The organism is Brachybacterium vulturis, assembly GCF_002407185.1.
GTDB lineage: Bacteria > Actinomycetota > Actinomycetes > Actinomycetales > Dermabacteraceae > Brachybacterium > Brachybacterium vulturis.
In genome coordinates this window covers 2,669,460-2,693,780 of sequence record NZ_CP023563.1, presented here as the reverse complement: position 1 = coordinate 2,693,780, position 24,321 = coordinate 2,669,460, and the positions used below count along the sequence as shown (strand labels likewise).

Sequence of the window (24,321 nt, the reverse complement as noted above, 5' to 3'; positions counted from 1 at the left end):
CGGAGGACGGACATGATCCCCAGCCCGTCGATCTCCGCGCTCTCGATCGGACCGCTCACGATCCACTTCTACGCCCTGTGCATCCTCTCGGGGATCGCCGTGGCGATGTGGTGGGCGACCAAGCGCTGGGAGCGGCGCGGCGGTGATGGCGACACCTTCTTCGACATCATCTTCGTGGCGATCATCGCAGGCATCGTCGGCTCCCGCATCTGGCACGTGCTCACCTCCCCGGCGCCCTTCTTCGGCCCCGACGGGGACCCGCTGGCCGTGCTCTACATCTGGCAGGGCGGGCTCGCGATCTACGGCGGAGTCGCCGGCGGTGCGCTCGCGGTCTGGCTGATGGCACGCCACAAGGGCGTCTCCTTCACCGCCCTGGCCGACACCGTCGCCCCCACGCTGCTGATCGCCCAGATCCTGGGCCGCTTCGGCAACTGGTTCAACCAGGAGCTCTACGGCCCTGCGCTGGATGCCTGGTGGGCATGGGACATCACCTGCGTCACCAACGGGCAGCCCATCGGCGGCTGCGTCCCCGGCACCTACCACCCCACCTTCCTGTACGAGCAGCTGTGGATGCTCGCGGGACTCGCCGTCCTGCTGCTGCTCAGCCGTCGCCACCACTGGGCCGGCGGCCGGATCTTCTGGGCCTACGTCGCGATCTACTCCACCGGGCGCGCCCTCGTGGACGCGATCCGCACCGAGCCGGTGCTGATGATCGGGCCGCTGCGCATCCACACCCTGGTCGCGATCGTGATGGCGCTGGTCGGCATCGCGATGTTCATCGTGCTCACCCGGCGCAGGCAGCAGCGCGGGGGAGAGGTCGTCGCCGCCGACGGCTCCTTCGAGCTGCCTGCGCAGACCGCGGGCAACGGCCCGGACGAGGACGAGATCGAGAAGTCCGGGACGCCTCCCTCCCCCGGCCCCGACCCGGCACCCGGACCCCAGGGACCCCACCCCGAGCGACGCTGATCGCCGGCACGGGAGGCGCCCCGGGTGAGGGTGCACGTCATCACGACGATCCCGCCACCGGCCGCCCACCCAGAAGGGCTCAGGCATCATGCTCCCGCTCAGCTCCCGCTTCTCCACCCTCCCCGCCGCTCACGGGCTCTACCACCCGGGTTCCGAGGTCGACTCCTGCGGCGTGGCGATGATCGCCACCCTTCGCGACCCCGGCCACCACATCGTCGAGCACGCCCTGACGGCGCTGCGCAATCTCGAGCACCGCGGCGCCGTCGGCGCCGAGGAGGAGACGGGCGACGGCACGGGGATCATCGTCCAGCTGCCCGATACGTTCCTGCGGGCGGTCAGCGGGATCACCCTCCCGGCCCCCGGCGCCTACGCCGCCGGCACCGCCTTCGTGCCGCGCGATCGGAGCGGACGCGAGCGGGTGCTGGCAGCCCTCGCGCAGATCGCCGCGCAGGAGGGCCTGCAGCTGCTGGGGACCCGCGACGTCCCGGTCACCGAGGGGATCGTCGGTCCCTCCGCGGAGGCGGTGCGTCCGGACATGGTGCAGGTCTTCCTCGCCGACACCGCCGGCGAGCGCACCGGGCTCGCCCTCGAGCGCGCCGCCTTCGCGGTGCGCCGCCGGGTCGAGCACAGCACCGCCGGCTACTTCCCCTCCCTGTCCACCCGGGTGATGGTCTACAAGGGCATGCTCACCCCGGTCCAGCTCGATGCGTTCTACCCGGACCTGCGCGATCCCCGCTTCGCGACCCGGCTCGCGATCGTGCACTCGCGCTTCTCCACCAACACCTTCCCCGCCTGGCCGCTGGCCCAGCCGTTCCGCACCCTCGCGCACAACGGCGAGATCAACACCGTGATCGGCAACCGCAACCGGCTGCGCGCCGCCGAGGGCTCCATGGCCACCGACGCCTTCGGCGAGGACTTCGCCCGGCTGCTGCCGGTGAACACCCCCGGTGCCTCCGACTCCGCCGGCCTGGACGAGGCGCTCGAGCTGCTGCACCTGTCCGGCCGTTCCCTCGCCCACTCGCTGATGATGCTCATCCCCGAGCCGTGGGAGAACGACGCCTCGATGGATCCGGATCTGCGGGCCTTCTACGAGTACCACGCAGCGCTCCAGGAGCCGTGGGACGGCCCCGCCGCGGTGGTCTTCACCGACGGCACGCAGGTGGGTGCGAGGCTGGACCGCAACGGGCTGCGGCCGCTGCGCTACTGGGTGACCGACGACGACCTGATCGTGCTCGGCTCCGAGACCGGGCTGGTGGACGTGCCGCGCAGCGCCGTGGTCCGCACCGGCCGGGTCGCACCGGGGGAGATCTTCCTGCTCGACCTCGAGCGCGGGGAGATCCTCCCCAGCCAGGAGCTCACCCGCGCCCTCGCCACCGCGCACCCCTACCACACCTGGGTGCGGGAGCAGAAGGTCCCGCTCGCGGACCTGCCCGCGCGTGAGCACATCACCCACTCCCGCGCCTCCGTGGTGCGGCGCCAGCAGACCTTCGGCGTCACGGAGGAGGAGCTGCGCGTCCTGCTCGCCCCGATGGCGGCGAAGGGCGCCGAACCGCTCGGCGCGATGGGCACCGACACCCCCATCGCGGCGCTCTCGGACCGTCCCCGCCTCCTGTTCGACTACTTCACGCAGATGTTCGCGCAGGTCACCAACCCGCCGCTGGATTCCTTGCGGGAGGAGATCGTCACCTCCCTGGGCGTCACCATCGGCCGCTCCCGGAACCTGCTGGACGCCACCGCGCAGCATGCCCGCCAGCTCGCCCTGGACTTCCCGATCCTGGACAACGACGAGCTGGCGAAGATCGTCGCGATCGATGCGCACCCCGCCACCGCCGACTTCCGCACCGTGCGGCTGCGCGGCCTGTACCCGGTGGGCGGGGGCACCGCCGCGCTCGAGCAGCGGCTGCACGAGCTCTGCGAGGAGGCGGTCACCGCGATCGACGAGGGCGCCACCTTCCTGCTGCTGTCGGACCGTGACGCGAACCAGGTGCTCGCCCCGATCCCGTCCCTGCTGCTGACCAGCGCCATCCAGCACCACCTGGTGCGCACCGGCCGGCGCACCTCCGCCGCACTGCTGGTGGAGGCGGGGGACGTGCGGGAGGTGCACCACGCGGCCCTGCTGATCGGCTACGGCGCGAGCGCGATCAACCCCTATCTCGCGATGGAGAGCGTCGAGGAGCTCGTCGACCGCGGTGTGGTCAGCGACCTCACCGCCGAGCAGGCGGTCGCGAACCTCAACCGCGCACTCGGCAAGGGGGTCCTGAAGATCATGTCCAAGATGGGCATCGCGACCGTCGCCTCCTACCGCGGCGCCCAGACTTTCGAGGCCGTCGGCCTCGCCGACGAACTCGTGGAGGCCTGGTTCCCCGGCACCATCAGCCGCATCGGCGGGATCACGCTGGACGTCATCGCCGCGGAGAACGCGGCCCGCCACGCGCTGGCCTATCCGGTGGACGGACAGCGGCCCGCGCACCGCGCCCTCCCCGTCGGCGGCGAGTACCAGTGGCGCCGTGAGGGGGAGCCGCACCTGTTCACGCCCGAGGCGGTGTTCCGCCTCCAGCACTCCACCCGCACGCGGCAGTACGAGGAGTTCCGTCGCTTCACCGATGAGGTCGACGACCAGCACGAGCGCCTGATGACGCTGCGCGGGCTGCTGCGCCTGCGCACCGGCCGGCTCGAGCCGGTGCCGCTGGACGAGGTCGAACCGGTCGAGGCGATCACCCGGCGCTTCATGACCGGGGCCATGAGCTACGGCTCGATCTCGCAGGAGGCCCACGAGACCCTCGCGATCGCCATGAACCGCCTGGGCGGCATGTCCAACAGCGGCGAGGGCGGCGAGGACCCCGAGCGCCTGCGCGATCCGGAGCGACGCAGCGCGATCAAGCAGATCGCCTCCGGCCGCTTCGGGGTCACCAGTGAGTACCTCACCTTCGCCAGGGACATCCAGATCAAGATCGCCCAGGGCGCCAAGCCCGGGGAGGGCGGGCAGCTGCCTCCTCAGAAGGTCTATCCGTGGATCGCCCGCACCCGGCACTCCACCCCCGGGATCGGGCTGATCTCGCCCCCGCCGCACCACGACATCTACTCGATCGAGGACCTCGCCCAGCTGATCCACGACGCGAAGTCCGCGAACCCCGCGGCGCGCATCCACGTCAAGCTGGTCTCCCGCTTCGGCGTGGGCACGGTCGCCGCCGGCGTCTCCAAGGCACATGCGGACGTGGTCCTGATCTCCGGCCACGACGGCGGCACCGGCGCCAGCCCGCTGAACTCCCTCAAGCACGCCGGCACCCCCTGGGAGCTGGGCCTGGCCGAGACCCAGCAGACCCTGCTGCAGAACGGTCTGCGCGATCGGATCACGGTGCAGGTGGATGGACAGCTGAAGACGGGACGCGACGTCGTGATCGCCGCGCTGCTGGGCGCGGAGGAGTACGGCTTCGCCTCCGCGCCGCTGGTGGTCTCCGGCTGCGTGATGATGCGCGTCTGCCACCTGGACACCTGTCCCGTCGGCGTGGCCACCCAGAACCCCGAGCTGCGGGAGCGCTTCACCGGGAAGGCCGAGCACGTGGTGACCTTCTTCCGCTTCCTCGCCGAACAGGTCCGGGAGCAGCTGGCGGCGCTGGGGCTGCGCACCCTCGACGAGGCGATCGGCCGCGGCGACCTGCTGGCCCTGGCCGAGGGCGAGCGGGCCGCCACCGTGCTCGGCGCCGCCAAGCGCGAGGGCCTGGACCTCACCGCGATCCTCGCCCCGCCGCTCGTCCACGAGGGCGACTTCCGCCGTCGGCGGCGCGGGCAGGACCACCAGCTGGACCGCGCCGCCGACCATCCCTGGATCGCCGGTGCCCGGGAGGTGCTCGAGGGCACCGCCGGGTCGGTGCGCCTGCGGGACACCCTGCGCAACGTCCAGCGCAGCGCCGGCACCCTGCTCGGGCACGAGGTCACCCGCCGCACCGGCGGCCAGGGCCTGGCCGAGGACGCGATCGTGCTGGACCTGGAGGGCACCGGCGGCCAGTCCCTCGGCGCCTTCCTGCCGCGCGGGATCAGCATGCACCTGAGAGGGGATGCCAACGACTACGTCGGCAAGGGCCTCTCCGGCGGCATCGTCGCCGTCGGCCACGGCGCCGGGACCGCCCCGTCACTGACCTCCGCCCCGATCGCCGGGAACACCTGCGCCTACGGCGCGACCAGCGGCCGACTGCTGCTGGCCGGCGCCGCGGGGGAGCGGTTCGGGGTCCGCAACTCCGGGGCGACCCTGGTCGTCGAGGGGATCGGCGACCACGGCGCCGAGTACATGACCGGTGGCGCCGTGCTGGTGCTGGGGCCGACGGGCCGCAATCTCGGGGCCGGGATGAGCGGCGGCACCCTGTTCGTGCTCGATCTCGACCCCGCCCGCCTGAATCCCGCCGATGCCCCCGGCTTCGCGGTGACACCGGTGCGGGACGAGCACCGCGGGTTCGTGCTCGAGACGGTGGCCGACCATGTCGCGCGCACGGGCTCCGACCGGGCGGCCGCGCTGCTCGCGGACGAGGAGGAGCTGCTGGAGCGGCTGACCGAGATCGCCCCGCGCGCCTTCCTCACCATCACCGCCCTCCGCGAGGACGCGGCGGCCCGGGGCGAGGACCCCGATGCGAACCACGTCTGGAACGAGATCATGGAGGCCACCCATGGCTGATCCCCGAGGATTCCTGCGCGAGCGCGACCGGGAGCTGCCCGCCCGGCGCCCGGTCCCGCTGCGCCTGATGGACTGGCGGGAGGTCTACGAGGCCAGGGAGCACGGCGCCCTGGACGTCGTCTCCCGGCAGGCGGGACGCTGCATGAACTGCGGCATCCCCTTCTGCCATCAGGGCTGCCCGCTGGGCAACCTGATCCCGGAGTGGAACGACCTGGTCTACCGCGAGGACTGGCGGGAGGCGAGCGAGCGCCTGCACGCGACCAACAACTTCCCGGAGTTCACCGGCCGCGCCTGCCCGGCGCCCTGCGAGTCCAGCTGCGTGCTGGGGATCAACCAGCCCCCGGTGACGATCAAGAACGTCGAGGTCTCCATCATCGACCGGGCCTTCGCGGAGGGCTGGGTGCAGCCTGTCGAGCCCACGCGGCAGACGGGCCGCTCGGTGGCCGTGGTCGGCTCCGGACCGGCCGGGCTCGCCGCCGCCCAGCAGCTGACCCGTGCCGGGCACTCCGTGGTGGTCCTCGAGCGCGAGGACCGGATCGGCGGACTGCTGCGCTACGGGATCCCCGAGTTCAAGCTCGAGAAGCGCCATCTCGAGCGGCGGCTGGGGCAGATGCGCGCCGAGGGCACCCGCTTCCGCACCGGGGTCGAGGTGGGAGGGACGGGGGAGGGCTCGCTGAGCGTCCCGGAGCTGCGCTCCCGCTTCGACGCGGTGGTGCTCGCCACCGGAGCGAGCGTGCCGCGCGAGCTGGCGGTGCCCGGCCGTGAGGCCGGCGGGATCCATGCCGCGATGGACTACCTCACCCAGGCGAACCGCCTGGTCGAGGGCGACCGGGTCGAGGACCCGCTCACCGCGGAGGGGAAGGACGTGGTGATCATCGGTGGCGGGGACACCGGCGCCGACTGCCTGGGCACCGCGCTGCGCCAGGGCGCCCGCTCGGTGACCACCCTCGCGATCGGCACCCAGCCACCGGCAGAGCGCGACGAGAGCCAGCCCTGGCCCACGCATCCCGTGCTGTTCGAGGTCTCCGCCGCCCACGAGGAGGGCGGGGAGCGCTCCTACCTCGCCTCGACCACCGGCTTCCGGGTCGACGCAGACGGCTCCGTGAGCGGGCTCGTCGTGGCCCGCACCCGGTACCAGGACGGGTCCCGCGTGCCCACCCCCGGCACCGAGACCGTGCTGCCCGCCACCCTGGTGCTGCTCGCCCTGGGCTTCACCGCGGCCCGCAGAGAGGGCCTGCTGGAGGAGCTGGGAGTGGACATCACCTCACGCGGCAACATCGTGCACGATGCTGACTGGTCCACGACCGTGCCCGGGGTCTTCACCGCCGGGGACTGCGCCCGAGGCCAGAGCCTCATCGTGTGGGCGATCGCCGAGGGGCGCTCCTGCGCCGCGGCGGTCGATGCCCAGCTGATGGGGAGCTCTTCGCTGCCGCGCCCCGTGGACCCCGGAGAGAAGCCCGTCACAATGTGAAAGACTAGGGCTCAGAACACGCGATGCCGCGGCCCTCCTGCGGCGCACTCGCGCTGTTCCGGGAGGGAACGCGGCCCTCACACGAACTACAGATGGGTTGACATGCGCAAAGCGAAGATCGTCTGCACACTCGGTCCCGCGACCGGTACCTACGAGCAGATCCGCACCCTGATCGAAGCCGGGATGAACGTCGCCCGGATGAACTTCAGCCACGGCACGCACGACGATCACTCGCAGGTGTACGCGAACATCCGTCGCGCCGCCGAGGACCTCGGGAAGAACGTCGCCGTGCTGGTGGACCTCCAGGGCCCGAAGATCCGCCTGGGCAAGTTCTCCGACGGACCGCATCAGCTCGAGGTCGGTGAGACCCTCACCATCACCACCGACGACATCGAGGGCACCCGCGAGCGCGTCTCCACCACCTTCAAGGGCCTGCCGGGCGACTGCCGCCCCGGTGACGTCCTGCTCATCGACGACGGCAAGGTCTCCGTGCGCGTCACCGAGGTCACCGACACCGAGGTCGTCACCGTCGTCGAGGTCCCCGGGCCGGTCTCGAACAACAAGGGCATCAACCTGCCGGGCGTGGCCGTGTCCGTTCCCGCGATGAGCGAGAAGGACGTGGCGGATCTCCGCTTCGGTCTGGGCCTCGGCGCGGATCTGGTGGCGCTGTCCTTCGTCCGCGATGCCCACGACATGGACGACGTCCTGCGGATCATGCAGGAGGAGAACCGTCGGGTGCCGGTGATCGCCAAGATCGAGAAGCCGCAGGCGGTGCGGGCGCTGCGCTCGATCGTCGGCGCCTTCGACGGCATCATGGTCGCCCGTGGCGACCTGGGTGTCGAGCTGCCGCTGGAGCAGGTCCCGCTGGTGCAGAAGCGCGCCATCGAGCTGGCCCGCCGCAATGCGAAGCCCGTGATCGTCGCCACCCAGGTGCTCGAGTCGATGATCGAGAGCCCGCGGCCCACCCGCGCCGAGGCCTCGGACTGCGCCAACGCGATCCTCGACGGCGCCGACGCGGTCATGCTCTCCGGAGAGACCAGCGTGGGCAAGTACCCCTTCGAGGCCGTGCGCACCATGGCCCGGATCATCATCAACACCGAGGAGAACGGCGCGGACCGCATCCTCCCGCTGGGCACCATCCCGCACACCCGCGGCGGTGCGATCACCCGCGCGGCCGCCGAGATCGGCGACCAGCTCTCCGCCCAGTACCTGGTGACCTTCACCGAGTCCGGGGACACCGCTCGCCGCCTGTCCCGCCTGCGTCCCAGCATCCCGCTGCTGGCACTGACCCCGTATCCCGAGGTCGCCCGCCAGCTGTCGATGACCTGGGGCATCGAGGCGCATCTGGTCCCGATGCAGAAGGATTCCGATGCGATGGTCGGCAAGGTCGACGATCTGCTGCGCGAGGAGAAGGGCCTGCAGAAGAACGATCTGGTCATCGTCGCCGCCGGTTCCCCTCCCGGCGTGCACGGCTCCACCAACACGCTGCGCGTGCACCGCATCGGTGACCTCGACGGCACCGAATCCGCCCGGATCGAAGCGGACCGCATCGCCTCCGGCGTGCACAGCTGAGAGATAGGACGTTCCGCGTTGGCGGCGGCCGGCAGCCCCTGGGCCGCCGGCCGCCGCTCTCGTGGGACGAGGTGCCGGACAGCGGGGACCGACCCGTTGCCCTCCTGCGCGTGAGCCTGCAGCCCCTGCTCACCACCTGCTCGCGGTGCGGGTCACGGGCGGGAGCGCGGTGGTGGCAGGGAGTGCTCACCGGCCGACCCGGACCGGTTCTCGGTCCGGGGCCGGCCTCGGTGGAGTCAGGGGGTCGGCGGTTCCTCGGCGAGTCCGAACTCGCGGACCTGAACCCACTTCCCGCCGGGATTGGGTCCGGTCACGCGAAGGCGGCCGTACCGCGCCTCGACAGGCTCGTCCAGGGTCACCTCCACGACCGGCTCACCGGTGGTGGCACCGACCTCGTTCCAGCTGTCGCCGTCGGCAGAGAGCTCGAGCGCTCCGTGATAGATCTGATCGCCGGCAGCGGTGTCGCCGCGGGCCATCTGCACGCGCACGAATCCGATCGGGTGGCTCTGCTCGAGCTCGACGCGGATCTCGTCGCCGACCTGTGGGGCCCGGGAGGACCAGTAGAAGGTGGACAGGTCGCCGTCGACCATCCGCTCCGGGAGGTAGTCGCCATAGGTGCCGATGGTGGTGCTGGCCGTGCCGGGCAGACCGCGGAAAGGCAGCGAGGGGTCGTTCGGCAGGACGGCGCGCAGCTCCTCCCAGGCCCGGGAGGCGAAGGTCTCGAACCGTCCATCGCCGACGGAGGGGACGATCTGGTCCTCCCGATACACACCGTCTTCTCGCTGGTCCGGGACGGTCGCCTTCCCCGCCTCCGCGATGTGGTCGCCCACGCGGGCGGCGGCCGCCGAGGCGTCCTTCAAACGGTCCTCCGCGAGCGCGATCAGCATCTCGACCTGGGCGAGCAGTCCGTCGGCCCAGTGCCCCGCGGCGATGATCCACGGTCGGGTGTCCTGGTGGAACTGGGCGTACGCCATCGAGGCCAGGACGCCGTCCAGAGCGGTGATGGCCGCCAGGCGGTCCTGGAGGTCCTGTCCGCTCGGTGCGCCGGCCTCGTACGCCGTCCAGAAGTCCTCGATGTCTGCTCCGAGCTCGGGGGCCGACGGGGACCCCGCCCGATAGGGCCAGTTCTGGTTGAGATCCGCGAAGACCCGTAGAGCGGCCCGGACCTCCTCGTCCGCGCCTGCGAGCTCGTCGAGCACGGCCTCCCAGGACTCCCACGGGTCGTAGGCGGGCGGGTTCCAGCAGTAGTCGCCGTAGTTCGACAGGGAGATCAGCGAGGCGTAGGGCTCGATCATGGGATTGGCGGTGAAGCCGGCCAGCAGCTCGTGCAGGGAGTCGTCACGGCCCTCGAGGGGGTTGAGGAACAGGCGGTCGCGGCGGCCGTCGTTCACGGGGAAGTTGTCCCAGATGAACAGATGCTCGGTGTGGTAGCTCGCGACCGCGCGGGCGACGGATTCCTCGGTGATCGACGGGGAGAACACGCCCTCACCGGTCCACTGGATGCGGATGTCGGGATCGGCGCCGGTGCCGAAGGCGGTCTTGTACGCGCTGGGTCCGGAGCCGGCGTAGTGCGTGGGGACGGTCTGCAGAGGGACCAGTCCGTTCGCGTCCACGTACTCGCTCTGGACTCGATTCAGGTAGTGCACCTGGGCCGCGGCGAGGGAGCCGAACTGGGCGGCGTCCTCCTCGCCGAGATCGGTGGGGATGTCGTCGAGGGCGATGTAGAAGCTGGTCACGCCGAGCTCGCGCAGCTGATCGAACTTGGTCACGGTGGCCTCGAAGTCCGCGTCGCTGCCGTAGGTGATGTCATTGCCGGGGGAGAGGGCATAGGTGAAGGCCACGTGGTGGGCGTTCGCGGTCTTCACGAGCTCCGCGAGACGGTCCAGCTCCTCGCCCTCGTAGAGCTCGCGCCACTTCGAGCGCAGCAGCAGATCGTCCTTCGGGGTGTAGATATAGGTGTTGAGCTTGTGGGCGCCGTAGAAGGCGAAGTGGTCCAATCGCGCTTGATGCGACCAGGGGATGCCGTAGAACCCCTCGATGGCCCCGCGGATCTCCATCAGCGGCTCGTCGCGCACCTGCACGGCGGGGATCGTCGAGCTGCCGGCCAGGAGCTGGCGCAGGGTCTGGACGGCGTAGTACGTGCCCCGGGCGTCCCGGCCGGCGAGCACGGCCACGGGACCGCGGTCGCGGCCGGTGGCCAGGACGTACCCGTCGGGCGCGAGATCGCCCGGACCCTCGACGCCGAGGCCGGCGAGAGCGGGGGCCACCGTCGGGTTGTCCTCCGTGGTGCCGAGGTGGATCCGAGGGCCGTCGGCGGTGGTGCTCTCGTCGGTCGCCAGGACGACCTCGATGGGCCCGCCGGGACGCTCGAGCAGAGCCTCCAGGGCGGCCAGCGCGGCGGGGTCGGTGTCCGGGCCGACGATGATCGAGACCTTCCCACCGAGATTCATGCCGTGCTCACTCGGTGCCATCGCGCTCGGTCGTGGGCGGACGACAGGCAGCTCTCCGCCGTCCGGGGACGCGAGAGCCGCAGCGCCGGGCAGGGCCGCGACGCCGCCCAGAGCGAGGCCGAGGCCGAGAACGCCGCGGCGCGACAGCATGGCCGCGCCGGGGAGTCGTGAGCAGTCGAAGGAGGAGGAGGGCGTCGACGATGTGTATCGATTCACGTTGTCGCCTTTCTGGGTCCGTGTGCGCTGGGTGGCGCTCGCGGGATGGGTGGTGTGTCCTGCGCCACGGTGGAGTGACGTGCGGCACGTTCGCCGGTCCACGGTAGCAGGGTGCCCCAGATTCTGAAGGGGTATTGCGGAATGAATCTGCGCGACGGGTCCGCAGTCCCGGGACGTCGCGCAGCAGTCCTTCGGTGAGAAGGGCGATGCGGCAGCGGGCGAGGACGTCGAGGCCGCGGGAGCGGCGTCCTCGGCCCATTCATCGGTCTGCTCGGCCAGCCGACCGATGAGATCTCGAGGCTGGTCAGTGCCCGTCTCGGGCCATACGCTGGGACCAGCAGTTCGTCACCGGAATACTCATTCTCGATGGACGGAGGATCATGCTCAGCACGGACAGCATCGAAGGCACCAACATCGTCACCGCGGACTACAGCGGCTCGGTGGCGACCGAGGAGATGGAGCGTCTGCGCTCCGAGACCAAGAAGGTCATCGACCGCGACGGCAGTGTCAGGCTGCTCATCGAGTACGGCGACATCGAGCCCGGTCGCATCGAGCCGAAGGCGTGGATCGAGGACTTCAAGATGGCAGGTGTTCTCGACGACGTCGAGAAGCTGGCGGTGGTCACCGACGCCTCCTGGATCCAGACCGGCTCCGGGCTCTTCGGCAACCTGATGTCCGGCGAGGTCCGGACGTTCGACGCCGGCGAACGCGACGAGGCATTGGTCTGGCTGCGCGGTTGACCGCCGCGCTGCTCTGACATCCTGTGCTGCTCGTCGTCGTCGGTGGCTCGGGAGCCGGTCCGAAGAACGCACCGATCCGGCACACGCAGCCCGATCAACTCTCGACGACCTGCGGGCAAGCCCCACAGCAGCCGCTCGACTCGGCGCGTGGTGATCGAGCGGACCGAGTGCACCAGAAGTGCTGTGCTCAGCCGGGATCGGAAGTCCGGCGCCCCATCACCCGGTGGCACCACCGCGAACAGCTCGGGCTCGCAGCGACGGATCCGCGCGCTGCAGGCCCCGCCGGGCTGCTGGCTCAGTGGCGGGTACCTCGTGAAGAGCTAGTGGGGCTGATCGAAGCGGGCCTCTACGCTCGCGAAGTCCACAGAGAAGCAGAGCGTGGGGTAGTCCTCGTCAAACACGGCCGCGATCACGGGCGCGCAGCGGTAGTCGTGCCGGACTGTGATGGCGGCATCGCCAGGGAGGTCGGCAAGCAGGACGCGCAGTTCGTCGACGGTCATGGGGACATCACCTTCGCAGTGGGGGGAGGAAGACCCGGTCGGGCCCGGGCCGAATGGACAGGCCGTCGAGATCGCAGGGTAGGCAGCTTCTTGCCAGGTTCTCATCCGTCAACGGGCGGTTTCTGTCAGCCACCTCTGGTCGAGCTCGAGCACGTGCACCAGCGTGCCTGCGGACCTCGCGGGTCGGCCATGGCAGCTCATCCTCCTCATGTCCTGGTGTCTCCGAGAACAGAGCGCGCGCGGGTCCACGACCCGCTGGGACGCCTGGTGACGTGGGAAGTCCCACCGTCGATGGAGGCGCGGACAGCCTCTCGGGCGTAGCGCTCATCACGCGCTGGGGGAGGGGCGAGGACCGGCGGAGAGGCCGCCTGCGATTCTTCGCCGAGCTGGCGCCTGAGAGGGGCGGTCTGCCCGGGCCGGCCCGGGCGTGCCGGAAGAAGCATGTGCTCGAACCGTGCTCAGAACGGCCCGTCCTGCGTCGTCCTACGAGCATCATCGCTGGTCACGCTGCATGCAAAGGGGTGCCGGGTGCGGGACTCGAACCCGCACGCCCTCACGGACAGCGCATTTTGAGTGCGCCGCGTCTACCATTCCGCCAACCCGGCTCACCCCCCGTGCAGGAGGGCTGGATTAGGATACCGCTGATGACCACCGGCCTTGACCCTGGAGGTGCTGTGCACCGATGGAGAGGCCCTTCTCGAGACACAGGGCGACATGACTGACGACACGACTTCCCTCCCCGACGACGCCCAGGACGATGCCCCGCCGCAGGCGGACGCACCGCGCCGCACCGCCGTGGTGGCCGAGGACGAGAGCCTCATCCGGATGGACATCGTCGAGACGCTGACCGAGGCGGGCTTCGACGTGATCGCGGCCGTCGGCGACGGCGAGAGCGCCGTGGCCAAGGCCCGCGATCTGCGCCCCGACATCGTGGTGATGGACGTCAAGATGCCGCAGATGGACGGTGTCACCGCCGCCGAGCGGATCGGGGAGGACAATCTCGCGCCCGTGGTGATGCTCACCGCCTTCTCGCAGGCCGAGCTGGTCGAGCGGGCCCGGGACGCCGGCGCGATGGCCTACGTCGTCAAGCCCTTCACCCCGGCGGACCTGCTGCCGGCGATCGAGATCGCCATCTCCCGCTTTCAGCAGATCACCCAGCTGGAGTCCGAGATCGCTGATCTGGGGGAGCGGTTCGAGACCCGCAAGCGCGTGGATCGGGCCAAGGGGCTGCTGCAGACCAACATGGGGCTGAGCGAGCCGGAGGCGTTCCGCTGGATCCAGAAGACGTCGATGGATCGTCGTCTGACCATGCGGGAGGTCGCTGACGCGGTGGTGGACCAGCTGGGCGGCCCGAAGGACTGAGAGGGGACCGTCCGGACCCGGGGTGGGCCGGGCGGAGAGGGGGACTGCACGACGATGGCGATCACACGACGCGCCCTGGTGCGCGGTCTCGGGGCCGGGATCCTCGGCGCCGGCGCGCTGACCGGCTGCGGGCGGGGCCGGGGGGCCGGACCGACGCAGCCTCCTCCCACCGCCCAGGCGCTTGAGGAGCCCGACACCCCGCTGGCGATCGGACAGATCGGTGCGACCTACGGCCGGATGGCCGCCTTCGAGGAGGCGATCTCCGTCTCCCTCGAGGAGGCGCGGATCGACGTCAACGCTCGCTGGGACGGCCTGTTCGGTCACGAGGTCACCCTCCTCGACCGCCACGTGATGCAGGAGCCCGGGGAAGATCTCACCGGGGTCATCGAGGAGCTGGCCGGCGCGGGCGCGACCTGCCTGATCACCTCGATCGACGAGGAGTCGCTGATCGCGGCGATGCCCGCCATCGTCGAGGCGGGCCTGGCGGTGATCGACGTGTTCACCTCGGGCATGAGCGTGCGCGCCGCAGAGGTGCAGACCGCGAACCTGCTGATGCGGCTGGCTCCCGATGACCGGATCCTCGCCGCGCAGTACAGCCAGATCGCGCTGGGCACCGATTCCGCCGACGGCGGGACCCCGGGAACGGTCGCCTTCCTCTCCGAGGACACCGCCCAGGGACGCAGCCTGCTCCAGGAGCTGGAGCTCTACCTCAACCCGCGCAGCGGGCGGATCGTGTCCGAGCAGTTCTACCCGGTGGGAGACCTCGGCGACATCGGTGCCCGGGTGAAGGCCGTGCTGAAGGAGCCACCGGCGCTGCTGGTGCTCAACGGCGGTCAGGAATCGGCGCCCTTCCTCTCCGCGCTGTACGCCGCCACCCTGGATGAGGACGGCCGCCCCACGATCCAGATCCCCGCGCGCCTCTCCCCGGCCGCGACGGTCGACTACTCACAGCTGCCGGTCGCCGAGGAGCTGCTCCCGGAATGCCTGACCTCCGCCACCGGGTACCAGCCCGGGGGCGAGATCACCGATGAGCACGAAGCGATGATGCTCAACCGCAGCAGTGACTTCCTGCGCACGGGCTTCGCCTACTCCCAGCAGGGGTACGACGCGTTCACCATGGCCTGCCTGGCCGCACAGCACGCACTGTCGGTGACCGGCACGGCACTGGCCGCGGCGGTCCCGGCGATCCTCACCGGCTCCGAGGCCTGCACCGACTACGAGACCTGCCGGCGGGTGATGCGGACGGCCCTCGAGACCCAGGACCGCGCGACCGTGGCCTACGAGGGACGGATGGGGAAGCTCGAACTGGGACCCCTCTCCGACGCCCGGATCGGGGAGCTGCGCGAGTACTCCTGGTCTGCGGCGCACGCGCTGGAGGGCGGCGCGGCGACGAGCTTCGAAGCCGCCGGATGATCCGCAGCGTGGCCCGGCGCCGCCGATGAGCGGACGTCAGCGCGGCGGCAGCAGCTGGGTCGCGACGCTCACGGTGCTCAGCAGTCCTCCCTGCTCGTCGTGGACATCGACCTGATAATTGGCCACCTGACGTCCCAGATGCAGCGGCGTGCAGGAGGCGAGGACCCTGCCGCTGCGGGCCGAGCGGTGGTGCAGGGCCGAGACCGACGTCCCCACCGCCTGCGCCCCGTCGCCGTGGGCCGCACGGGCCTGCAGGAGTGCGGCGAAGGAGGCGATGGACTCCGCCAGCGCGATGGTCGCACCGCCGTGCAGGAGCCCGGCCGGCTGGGTGTTGCCCTGCACGGGCATCGTCGCCGTGCCGCCGCCCGCGTCCAGGGTGAGCAGCTCGATCCCGCAGCGCTCCAGGAGCGTCCCCTGCAGCAGCGGGGCGAAGTGCTCGCGCAGCTCGTCGCTGACCGGCGGCGCGCTGGGGGCACCGCCCGGGACGGACGCGGCCGGTGAGGGATCGGGGGTGCGCAGGGAGTCGCTCATGCCCCGAGCGTGCCACAGCCGAGCAGGCCGCGAGCGCCTCAGCGACGTGGGAGACTGCTCCCCATGAGTGCGAGTGACACCGACGACCAGCGCATCCTTCTCATCGACGGGCACGCGATGGCCTTCCGGGCCTTCTTCGCCCTGCCCGCCGATGGCTTCAGCGACGGCCGCGGCCAGGCGACCAACGCGGTGTACGGCTTCGCCCGGATGATCATCAACGTGGTCGCCTCCGAGCGCCCCACTCATGTGGCGGTCGCCTTCGACCTGCCCGGCGGCACCTTCCGCGACCGCATCTACGACCAGTACAAGGGCGGCCGCGACGAGACCCCACCGGCCTTCCACGGCCAGATCGACCTGATCATGCAGGTCCTCGACGCGCTCGGGGTGCGGTGGCTGACCTACGAGGACTACGAGGCCGACGACATCATCGCCACCCTCGCCGCCCGCGCCGAGGAGGCGGGCGATGAGGCGCTGATCGTCTCCAGCGACCGTGACGCGATCCAGCTGATCGGGGAGAAGGTCACCCTGCTGCAGCCCATCAAGGGCGTCACCGAGATGCGTCGGATGACCCCGGACGCGGTGGAGGAGAAGTACGGCATCCGGCCTGAGCGCTATCCCGATCTCGCGGCCCTGGTGGGCGAGGCCGCGGACAACCTCCCGGGCGTGCCCGGCGTCGGCCCGAAGACCGCCGCGAAGTGGATCGTCCAGTACGGCGACCTGCCCGGCGTGATCGCCCACGCCGAGGAGATCACGGGCAAGGCGGGCCAGTCCCTGCGCGATCATCTCGCGGACGTCGAGCGCAACCGGCTGATGAACGCCGCCTTCACCACCCTGGACCTCCCCACCGACGCGGAGCACTACGCCCTGGGCAGGGGAGACCGCGCCCGCGTGCTCGAGGTGTTCGACGACCTCGCCTTCGGTGACACCATCCGTCGTGACCTCCCGGCCGTTCTGCTGGGCGAGGGGGCGGACGAGGAGGCCGCCGAGGAGGCGGCGCAGGCCGCAGAGGTCCTGGACGTCCAGGACGCCGCCACGCTGCAGCAGCTGCTGGACACCGGCGGCGACGTGCTCGCCCTCGACGCCGTGGAGGACGTCCGCGGCGGGGCCCTGGTCGGCCTCGCGACCCCCACCGTGGCAGGGGCGATCCAGCTGGGACGACTGGACCCCGAGGCCACCGACCTGCTCGCCGCCGCCCTCGCCGCCGCCACCGAGATCCGGGTCGCGGATGCCCCGGCGGTCCGCGCCTGGCTGGAGCTGAACGGGTACCGGCTGGGGGAGCGAGCGCGTGACCTCTCGCTGGAGTCCTTCGTGCTGCGCCCCGGTGCGCGCAGCTACGACGCCGAGGCGCTCGCGACCGATCTGGGCGGCGCGAGCTTCGAGCCGAAGCCCCGCAAGCCCGCGGAGTCGACCCTGAAGAAGGAGACCCCGGAGGTGCGGGCCGAGCACGTCGCCCGCGCCGGGGCCCGCCTGGCGGCCGCGGCCGCGGCGCTGCACCCCGCGGCCGAGGAGCTCACCGCCCGCACCGCCGGCGAGCCATGGGCCCGCAGCATCCTCGACGACCTCGAACAGCCCCTGCAGACCGTGCTCGAGACGATGCACGAGCGCGGCATCGCGATCGACCAGGAGGCGCTGGGGACCCTGCGGGACGAGTTCGAGGGCTTCGTGGCGCAGGCCAAGCGCGAGGCCGGGCAGATCGTCGGGGAAGAGGTCAACCTCGCCTCGCCCAAGCAGCTCCAGGTGGTGCTGTTCGAGACCCTCGGTCTGCCCACCACGCGCAAGATCTCCTCGGGCCACTCCACCGACGCCGAGTCCCTCACCGATCTGCTGGAGTCGCTCGACCCCGACTCCGCCGGGCACCGCTTCCTGTCCTGGCTGCTGCGCTTCCGCGAGATGAGCAAGCTGACCGGGTACCTGGTGGGGCTGGACAAGGTGGTCGATGCCGGCTCCCGCGTGCACACCACCTTCCAGCAGACCGCCGCGGCGACCGGTCGTCTCGCCTCCACCGAGCCGAACCTGCAGAACATCCCCGTGCGCACCGCCGAGGGCCAGCGGATCCGGGACGTGTTCGTCGCCGGGGAGGGCTTCGAGACGCTGCTGACCGCGGACTACTCGCAGATCGAGATGCGCATCATGGCGCACCTGTCCGAGGACACCGGCCTGATCGAGGCCTTCCGCTCGGGGGAGGACCTGCACAACTTCGTCGCCTCCCGCGTGTTCGGGGTGAGCCCCGACGCGGTGGACCCGGCGATGCGCTCGAAGACCAAGGCCGTCAGCTACGGCCTGGCCTACGGCCTGTCCGCCTTCGGCCTCTCTCGGCAGCTGCGGATCTCCCGGGCCGAGGCGTCCGCGCTGCGGGACGGCTACTTCGAGCGGTTCGGCGGGGTGCGCGACTATCTCCACCACAGCGTGGAGACCGCCCGGGGCACCGGATATACCGAGACGCTGCTGGGTCGCCGGCGCTACCTCCCGGATCTCACCTCCGACAACCGTCAGCGCCGTGAGAACGCCGAGCGGGTCGCGCTGAACTCCCCGATCCAGGGCAGCGCGGCGGACATCATCAAGCTCGCGATGCTCGCCGTCGAGCGCCGGATGCGGGAGGCGGAGCTCTCCTCCCGGATGCTGCTGCAGGTCCACGACGAGCTCGTGGTCGAGGTCGCGCCGGGGGAGCTGGACCGGGTGCGAGCCCTCGTCGAGGACGGCATGGACTCGGCCTACGAGCTGTCCGTCCCGCTCGAGGTCGGTGTCGGCATCGGCCGCACCTGGCGTGAGGCCGCGCACTGAGCGGACGCCCCGGGCGGAGCCGGAGCGGCGGGCAGGGCCCGACAGGACGGAAGTCACATCGGGGGCGCCGTCGGTCGATGCCCTGGTCCTCGCGGATCTGCGGCCGGGCTGTTAGGCTTTCCGAGGTCTGTGCGCGAGCCGACGCCGCCGTGGTCACCACGTCGAGCGCCGCCCGGGCACCGACCGGCCCTCCGCGGAGGGCCGGCACGTCCATCGACCCTACTCATTTCCTGTCCCGACGGAGTCCTTACCTACATGACCGACACCACGACCCCCCAGATCGCCATCAATGACATCGGCGGCGCCGACGAACTCATGGCCGCCATCGATGCCACCATCAAGTACTTCAACGATGGCGACATCGTCGAGGGCACTGTGGTGAAGGTCGATCACGACGAGGTCCTCCTGGACATCGGCTACAAGACCGAGGGCGTCATCCCCTCGCGCGAGCTGTCCATCAAGCACGACGTCGACCCCGGTGAGGTCGTCGAGGTCGGCGACGAGATCGAGGCCCTGGTCCTCCAGAAGGAGGACAAGGAAGGCCGTCTGATCCTGTCCAAGAAGCGCGCCCAGTACGAGCGCGCCTGGGGCACGATCGAGCAGATCAAGGAAGACGAGGGCGTCGTCACCGGCCGCGTCATCGAGGTCGTCAAGGGCGGTCTCATCGTCGACATCGGCCTGCGCGGCTTCCTGCCCGCCTCCCTCGTGGAGATGCGTCGCGTCCGCGACCTGCAGCCGTACGTCGGCCAGGAGATCGAGGCGAAGATCATCGAGCTCGACAAGAACCGCAACAACGTGGTCCTGTCGCGTCGCGCCTACCTCGAGGAGACCCAGTCGGCGGTCCGTTCGGACTTCCTGCAGACCCTGCAGAAGGGCCAGGTCCGCGAGGGCGCCGTGTCCTCCATCGTCAACTTCGGCGCGTTCGTCGATCTCGGCGGTGTCGACGGCCTGGTGCACGTCTCCGAGCTGTCCTGGAAGCACATCGATCACCCCTCCGAGGTCGTCGAGGTGGGCCAGAAGGTCAAGGTCGAGGTCCTGGACGTCGACATGGACCGCGAGCGCGTCTCCCTGTCGCTGAAGGCGACCCAGGAGGACCCGTGGCAGCTCTTCGCCCGCACCCACGCCATCGGCGAGGTCGTCCCGGGCAAGGTCACCAAGCTGGTCCCCTTCGGCGCGTTCGTGCGTGTCGAGGACGGCATCGAGGGCCTCGTGCACATCTCCGAGCTGGCTCAGCGCCACGTGGATCTGCCCGAGCAGGTCGTCACGGTCGACCAGGACGTCTTCGTCAAGGTCATCGACATCGATCTCGAGCGTCGCCGGATCTCCCTCTCGCTCAAGCAGGCCAACGAGGGCGTCGACCCCGAGGGTGACGACACCACCTTCGATCCCGCGCTCTACGGCATGGCCGCGGAGTACGACGCCAACGGCGAGTACAAGTACCCCGAGGGCTTCGACCCGGAGACCAACGAGTGGCTCGAGGGCTACGAGACCCAGCGCGAGGAGTGGGAGGGCCAGTACGCGGCCGCCTACGAGCGCTGGACCGCGCACAAGGCTCAGGTCATCGAGGCCATCAAGGCCGACGAGGAGTCCGCGAACGCTCCGGCCGCCGCGTCCACGAGCTCGTCCTCCTCGGAGCCCGCCGCCCCCGCCGCGGCGCAGTCCTCCTACCAGTCGAGCTCCTCGGACGAGGGCACCCTGGCCTCCGACGAGGCCCTGGCCGCCCTGCGCGCCAAGCTCACCGGCAACTGATCCTCGGATCCTTCCGAGGAACGGCCCGGTCCCCGCATCGCGCGGGGGCCGGGCCGTTCCCGTCGGCGGACCGTGAACGGGCTGGGCGGCGGCGCGGCGGAGACGGCACACTGGTGCCATGACCACGACTCTCGATGACCACCCGATCCACTCCTGGCTCACCGACATGGACGGAGTGCTGGTCCATGAAGAGGCCGCGCTGCCCGGTGCCGCCGAGTTCATCGCCGCCCTGCAGCGGTTCGGGCGTCCGTTCCTGGTGCTGACCAACAATTCGATCTTCACCCCGCGGGATCTGCGGGCCCGGCTGTCCCGCAGCGGGATCGATATCCCGGAGCAGTCCATCTGGACCAGTGCGCTGGCCACCGCACGCTTCCTGGCCGAGCAGCAGCCCGGCGCCGCCGCCTACGTCATCGGGGAGGCAGGGCTCACCAGCGCGATGCACGAGGAGGGCTTCATCCTCGCGGACTCCGACGTGGAGTTCGTGGTGCTGGGGGAGACCCGCACCTACTCCTTCGAGGCGATCACCCGGGCGATCCGTCTGATCACCGGCGGCGCGAAGTTCATCGCCACCAACCCGGACGTCTCCGGCCCCAGCGCCGGAGGTCCGCTGCCGGCGACAGGAGCGGTCGCGGCCATGATCACGGCCGCCACCGGGATCCAGCCCTACTACATCGGCAAGCCCAATCCGCTGATGATGCGCACCGCGCTGAACCGGATCGGTGCCCATTCGGAGACCTCGATCATGATCGGCGACCGGATGGACACCGATGTGAAGTCCGGGCTCGAGGCCGGGATGCGGTCCGTGCTGGTGCTGACCGGCTCCACCCGTCAGGAGGAGATCACGCAGTACCCGTACCGGCCCACGGCGGTGCTGGACGGCATCGCCGACGTGGTCCCGCTGGTCGAGCAGCTCACCCCGGTGCCGTCCGTGGAGCTGGACGAGGACTGAGTTGCCGGCCCTGGACGCCGGGGCGGGGAGGCTGCGCCGCATGAGAGACTCGAGGCCATGTTGCGCTGGCTCACGGCCGGGGAATCCCATGGCCCCTCCCTCATCTCCCTGCTCGACGGCGTCCCGGCCGGTATCGAGCTGACCAGTGACGATCTGAAGGCGGCGCTGGCACGGCGCCGGCTCGGGCACGGCCGCGGCAGTCGGCAGAAGTTCGAGCAGGACGTGCTGACGGTCCACGGCGGGCTCCGCCACGGCCGCACCCTCGGCTCGCCGCTGGCGATCGAGGTCGCGAACTCGGAGTGGCCGAAGTGGGAGAAGGTGATGAGCGCCGATCCGGTCCCGCGTGAGGACCTGCTGGTCGATGCCGGCACCGGCGACGAGCGCGAGATCGCCCGCAACCGGGCCCTCTCCCGTCCCCGTCCCGGACACGCCGACCTCTCGGGGATGCTGAAGTACGGCTTCGACGAGGCCCGGCCGATCCTCGAGCGCGCCAGCGCTCGGGAGACCGCCGCTCGGGTCGTCGCCGGCCGGGTCGCCGCGGCCCTGCTCGAGCAGGCCGCCGGCATCCGGCTGGTCGCGCACACGCTGCAGGTCGGCGCGGTGCGGGTGCCCGAGGATGCGGACCTGCCCACCCCGGAGGACCTCGAGGCGCTGGACGCCGATCCGCTGCGCTGCTTCCACCGGGAGACCTCCGCCGCGATGGTCGCGGAGGTCGACGCCGCCAAGGCCGACGGCGACACCCTCGGCGGCGTGGTCGAGGTCCTCGCCTACGGCGCCCCCGTCGGCCTCGGCTCCCACATCCAGTGGGACCGCCGTCTGGACGGCCGGCTCGCCCAGGCGATCATGTCCATCCAGGCGATGAAGGCCGTCGAGATCGGGGACGGCTTCGCCACCGCCGGTCGCCGCGGCTCCGCCGCCCACGACGAGATCCTCGCCATCGACGAGTCCCGGACCGGGCCCGGGCCCGGCTCTCCCTCCTCGGGGAGCTACCCGCGCGTGACCAACCGCGCCGGCGGGATCGAGGGCGGCATGACCAACGGCCAGGTCATCCGGGTGCGCGGTGCCCTGAAGCCGATCTCCACAGTGCCCCGCGCGCTGCGCACCGTCGACGTCTCCACCGGTGAGCAGACCACCGCCAACCACCAGCGCTCCGACACCTGCGCCGTCGCCCCGGCGGCGGTGATCGCCGAAGCCGTCGTCGCGCTGACCCTGGCCGACGCCCTGCTGGAGAAGACCGGCGGCGACTCCGTGGCCGAGATCCGCGCTCACCTGGAGGGGACCCAGGATCTGCAGTCGGCGCTGACCGACCGCCGTCCGGACCCCGCTCCGTGACCGGCCCCCTCGCCATCCTCATCGGCCCGATGGCCGCGGGGAAGACCAGCGTCGGCCGCGCTCTCGCCTCCCGGCTCGAGGTCCCGTTCGCGGACCTCGACGCCCTGATCGTGGAGACCGACGGTCGCACCATCCCCGAGATCTTCGCCGCCGACGGGGAGGCGGCCTTCCGCGAGCTCGAGGCCGCGACCCTCGCCCGAGCGCTCCAGGAGCACCCCGGGGTGCTGTCCCTCGGCGGCGGTGCCCCGCTGCACCCCGGCTCCCGGGAACTGCTGCGGGGCGCGCCGGTGATCTGGCTCGACGTCGACGAGAGCGTCGCCGCCCGCCGGATCGCGCACGGCACGGGCCGCCCGCTGCTGTCGGGCGAGGACCCGATGTCCCGCTGGCGGGAGCTGGCCGTGCAGCGCGGCCCCTGCTACCGCGAGCTGGCGGCGCTCCGCATCGACTCCGGCCACGGCACCCCGGCCCGGGTCGCCCGCTCCATCCTCCGCGTCCTGCGCGACGATCCCACGACCCACCCCGAGAAGGAGACCTCATGAGCACGACGGTCATCCCCGTGACCACCCCGACCGGCGGCTACGACGTGCACGTCGGCCGCGGTCTGCTCGCCGACCTCCCCGCCTTCGTGCCCGCGCGCGTGCGACGCATCGTCATCGTGCACCAGCCGAGCCTGCGCGACGTCGCGGAGCAGGTGCGCAGCGCGATCGCCGAGACCGGCCGGCAGGCCTTCGCCGCCGAGATCCCCGACGGCGAGGAGGCCAAGACCGCCCAGGTCGCCGGCTTCCTCTGGGGAGTCTGCGGCCAGGCCGAGATCGGCCGCAGCGACCTGGTGGTGGGTCTGGGCGGCGGGGCCGCGACCGATCTGGCCGGCTTCGTCGCCGCGTCCTGGCTGCGCGGGATCGACGTCCTCCAGGTGCCCACCACGGTCGCCGCCATGGTCGACGCGGCCGTGGGCGGCAAGACCGGCATCAACACCGCCGAGGGCAAGAACCTCGTCGGCGCCTTCCACCCGCCGATCGCCGTGGTCGCGGATCTCGACGTGCTGGGCACCCTCGGCGCGAACGACATCGCCGCCGGTCTCGCCGAAGCGGTCAAGGCCGGCTTCATCGAGGACGCGCGCATCCTGGACATCGTCGAACAGGATCCCGCGGCGGCCCTCGACGTCGCCACGGAGCAGTTCCGCGAGGTCGTCGAGCGTGCGATCCGGGTCAAGGCCCGGGTGGTCTCGGCCGATCTGCGAGAGGCGGGGGAGCGCGAGATACTCAACTACGGCCACACGCTCGCCCACGCCATCGAGCGCAATGAGCGCTACCAGTGGCGCCACGGCGCCGCGGTGAGCATCGGCATGATGTTCGCTGCCGAGATCTCCCACCTGTCGGGCAAGCTCTCCGAGGCCGAGGTGGATCGCCACCGCGAGATCCTCACCTCGCTGGGCCTGCCCACCACCTACCGTGATCGGCAGTGGCCGAAGCTCGAGGACGCCATGAAGCGGGACAAGAAGACCCGCGCCGGTCTGCTGCGCTTCGTGGTGCTGGATCGGATCGGGAAGGTCTCCCGCATCGAAGGTCCCGACCCTGCCCTGCTGCTGTCCGCCTACGCCGCGATCACCGAGGAGTGAGCATC

General features: G+C 71.1%; 16 protein-coding genes and 1 tRNA gene. 13 read left to right on the top strand and 4 right to left on the bottom strand.

The genetic code is table 11. The features are described from left to right. The first annotated feature begins 12 nt into the window (after positions 1-12). The 4 genes from lgt to pyk all read left to right on the top strand — a co-directional run bounded on the left by lgt (position 13) and on the right by pyk (position 8,675). A complete protein-coding gene (gene lgt, locus CFK38_RS12095; protein WP_096803297.1) occupies positions 13-966 on the top strand; it encodes a prolipoprotein diacylglyceryl transferase in 954 nt (317 codons plus the stop codon). Between the two features lie 88 nt (positions 967-1,054). After that, a complete protein-coding gene (gene gltB, locus CFK38_RS12090) occupies positions 1,055-5,632 on the top strand; it encodes a glutamate synthase large subunit (protein ID WP_096803296.1) in 4,578 nt (1,525 codons plus the stop codon). Continuing rightward, a complete protein-coding gene (locus CFK38_RS12085) occupies positions 5,625-7,103 on the top strand; it encodes a glutamate synthase subunit beta (protein ID WP_096803295.1) in 1,479 nt (492 codons plus the stop codon). The genes gltB and CFK38_RS12085 overlap by 8 nt, the downstream gene beginning before the upstream one ends. Before the next feature lie 102 nt (positions 7,104-7,205). After that, positions 7,206-8,675 carry a pyruvate kinase gene (pyk, locus tag CFK38_RS12080; RefSeq protein ID WP_096803294.1) on the top strand — a complete coding sequence of 490 codons (1,470 nt, stop codon included), beginning with the start codon at positions 7,206-7,208 and terminating at the stop codon, positions 8,673-8,675. Between the two features lie 236 nt (positions 8,676-8,911). Here pyk and CFK38_RS12075 read toward each other — a convergent pair whose 3' ends face one another. Beyond that, positions 8,912-11,275 (bottom strand): glycoside hydrolase family 84 protein, encoded by a 2,364-nt coding sequence (locus CFK38_RS12075; protein WP_096803293.1) that lies wholly within the window; start codon positions 11,273-11,275, stop codon positions 8,912-8,914. Between the two features lie 446 nt (positions 11,276-11,721). Between CFK38_RS12075 and CFK38_RS12070 the strand changes: the two genes are divergently transcribed. Next, positions 11,722-12,081, top strand: coding sequence for a SpoIIAA family protein (locus CFK38_RS12070; protein WP_096803292.1), 360 nt, complete (start codon positions 11,722-11,724; stop codon positions 12,079-12,081). Between the two features lie 320 nt (positions 12,082-12,401). On the opposite strand, the gene CFK38_RS12065 is transcribed toward CFK38_RS12070, so the two are convergent. Both CFK38_RS12065 and CFK38_RS12060 read right to left on the bottom strand, forming a co-directional pair. Continuing rightward, complete coding sequence (locus CFK38_RS12065; RefSeq protein WP_096803291.1) at positions 12,402-12,581, bottom strand: hypothetical protein; 180 nt, start codon at positions 12,579-12,581, stop codon at positions 12,402-12,404. Positions 12,582-13,103: 522 nt separating this feature from the next. Continuing rightward, positions 13,104-13,186 (bottom strand) — tRNA-Leu (locus tag CFK38_RS12060). A 109-nt stretch (positions 13,187-13,295) separates the two neighbouring features. Between CFK38_RS12060 and CFK38_RS12055 the strand changes: the two genes are divergently transcribed. Both CFK38_RS12055 and CFK38_RS12050 read left to right on the top strand, forming a co-directional pair. Continuing rightward, positions 13,296-13,943, top strand: a complete 648-nt coding sequence (locus tag CFK38_RS12055) for an ANTAR domain-containing response regulator (RefSeq protein WP_096804341.1) — start codon at positions 13,296-13,298, stop codon at positions 13,941-13,943. A gap of 54 nt (positions 13,944-13,997) precedes the next feature. Then, a complete protein-coding gene (locus CFK38_RS12050; RefSeq protein ID WP_096803290.1) occupies positions 13,998-15,356 on the top strand; it encodes an ABC transporter substrate-binding protein in 1,359 nt (452 codons plus the stop codon). A 36-nt stretch (positions 15,357-15,392) separates the two neighbouring features. Here CFK38_RS12050 and CFK38_RS12045 read toward each other — a convergent pair whose 3' ends face one another. Beyond that, complete coding sequence (locus CFK38_RS12045; RefSeq protein ID WP_096803289.1) at positions 15,393-15,887, bottom strand: hotdog fold thioesterase; 495 nt, start codon at positions 15,885-15,887, stop codon at positions 15,393-15,395. A 63-nt stretch (positions 15,888-15,950) separates the two neighbouring features. On the opposite strand from CFK38_RS12045, the gene polA reads away from it, so the two are divergent. The 6 genes from polA to aroB all read left to right on the top strand — a co-directional run bounded on the left by polA (position 15,951) and on the right by aroB (position 24,316). Beyond that, a complete protein-coding gene (polA, locus tag CFK38_RS12040; protein ID WP_096803288.1) occupies positions 15,951-18,668 on the top strand; it encodes a DNA polymerase I in 2,718 nt (905 codons plus the stop codon). Between the two features lie 255 nt (positions 18,669-18,923). After that, the gene (gene rpsA, locus CFK38_RS12035; protein ID WP_096803287.1) at positions 18,924-20,417 is read left to right on the top strand and encodes a 30S ribosomal protein S1; all 1,494 of its coding nucleotides are present in this window, start codon (positions 18,924-18,926) and stop codon (positions 20,415-20,417) included. A 118-nt stretch (positions 20,418-20,535) separates the two neighbouring features. Then, positions 20,536-21,366 (top strand): HAD-IIA family hydrolase, encoded by an 831-nt coding sequence (locus tag CFK38_RS12030; RefSeq protein WP_096803286.1) that lies wholly within the window; start codon positions 20,536-20,538, stop codon positions 21,364-21,366. Positions 21,367-21,423: 57 nt separating this feature from the next. Next, positions 21,424-22,698 carry a chorismate synthase gene (gene aroC / locus CFK38_RS12025; RefSeq protein ID WP_096803285.1) on the top strand — a complete coding sequence of 425 codons (1,275 nt, stop codon included), beginning with the start codon at positions 21,424-21,426 and terminating at the stop codon, positions 22,696-22,698. Beyond that, positions 22,695-23,237, top strand: a complete 543-nt coding sequence (locus tag CFK38_RS12020; protein ID WP_096803284.1) for a shikimate kinase — start codon at positions 22,695-22,697, stop codon at positions 23,235-23,237. Before aroC ends, CFK38_RS12020 begins: the two co-directional genes overlap by 4 nt. Continuing rightward, on the top strand, positions 23,234-24,316 hold the full coding sequence (aroB, locus tag CFK38_RS12015; protein ID WP_096803283.1) for a 3-dehydroquinate synthase: 1,083 nt from the start codon (positions 23,234-23,236) through the stop codon (positions 24,314-24,316). The genes CFK38_RS12020 and aroB overlap by 4 nt, the downstream gene beginning before the upstream one ends. Positions 24,317-24,321 lie beyond the last annotated feature (5 nt).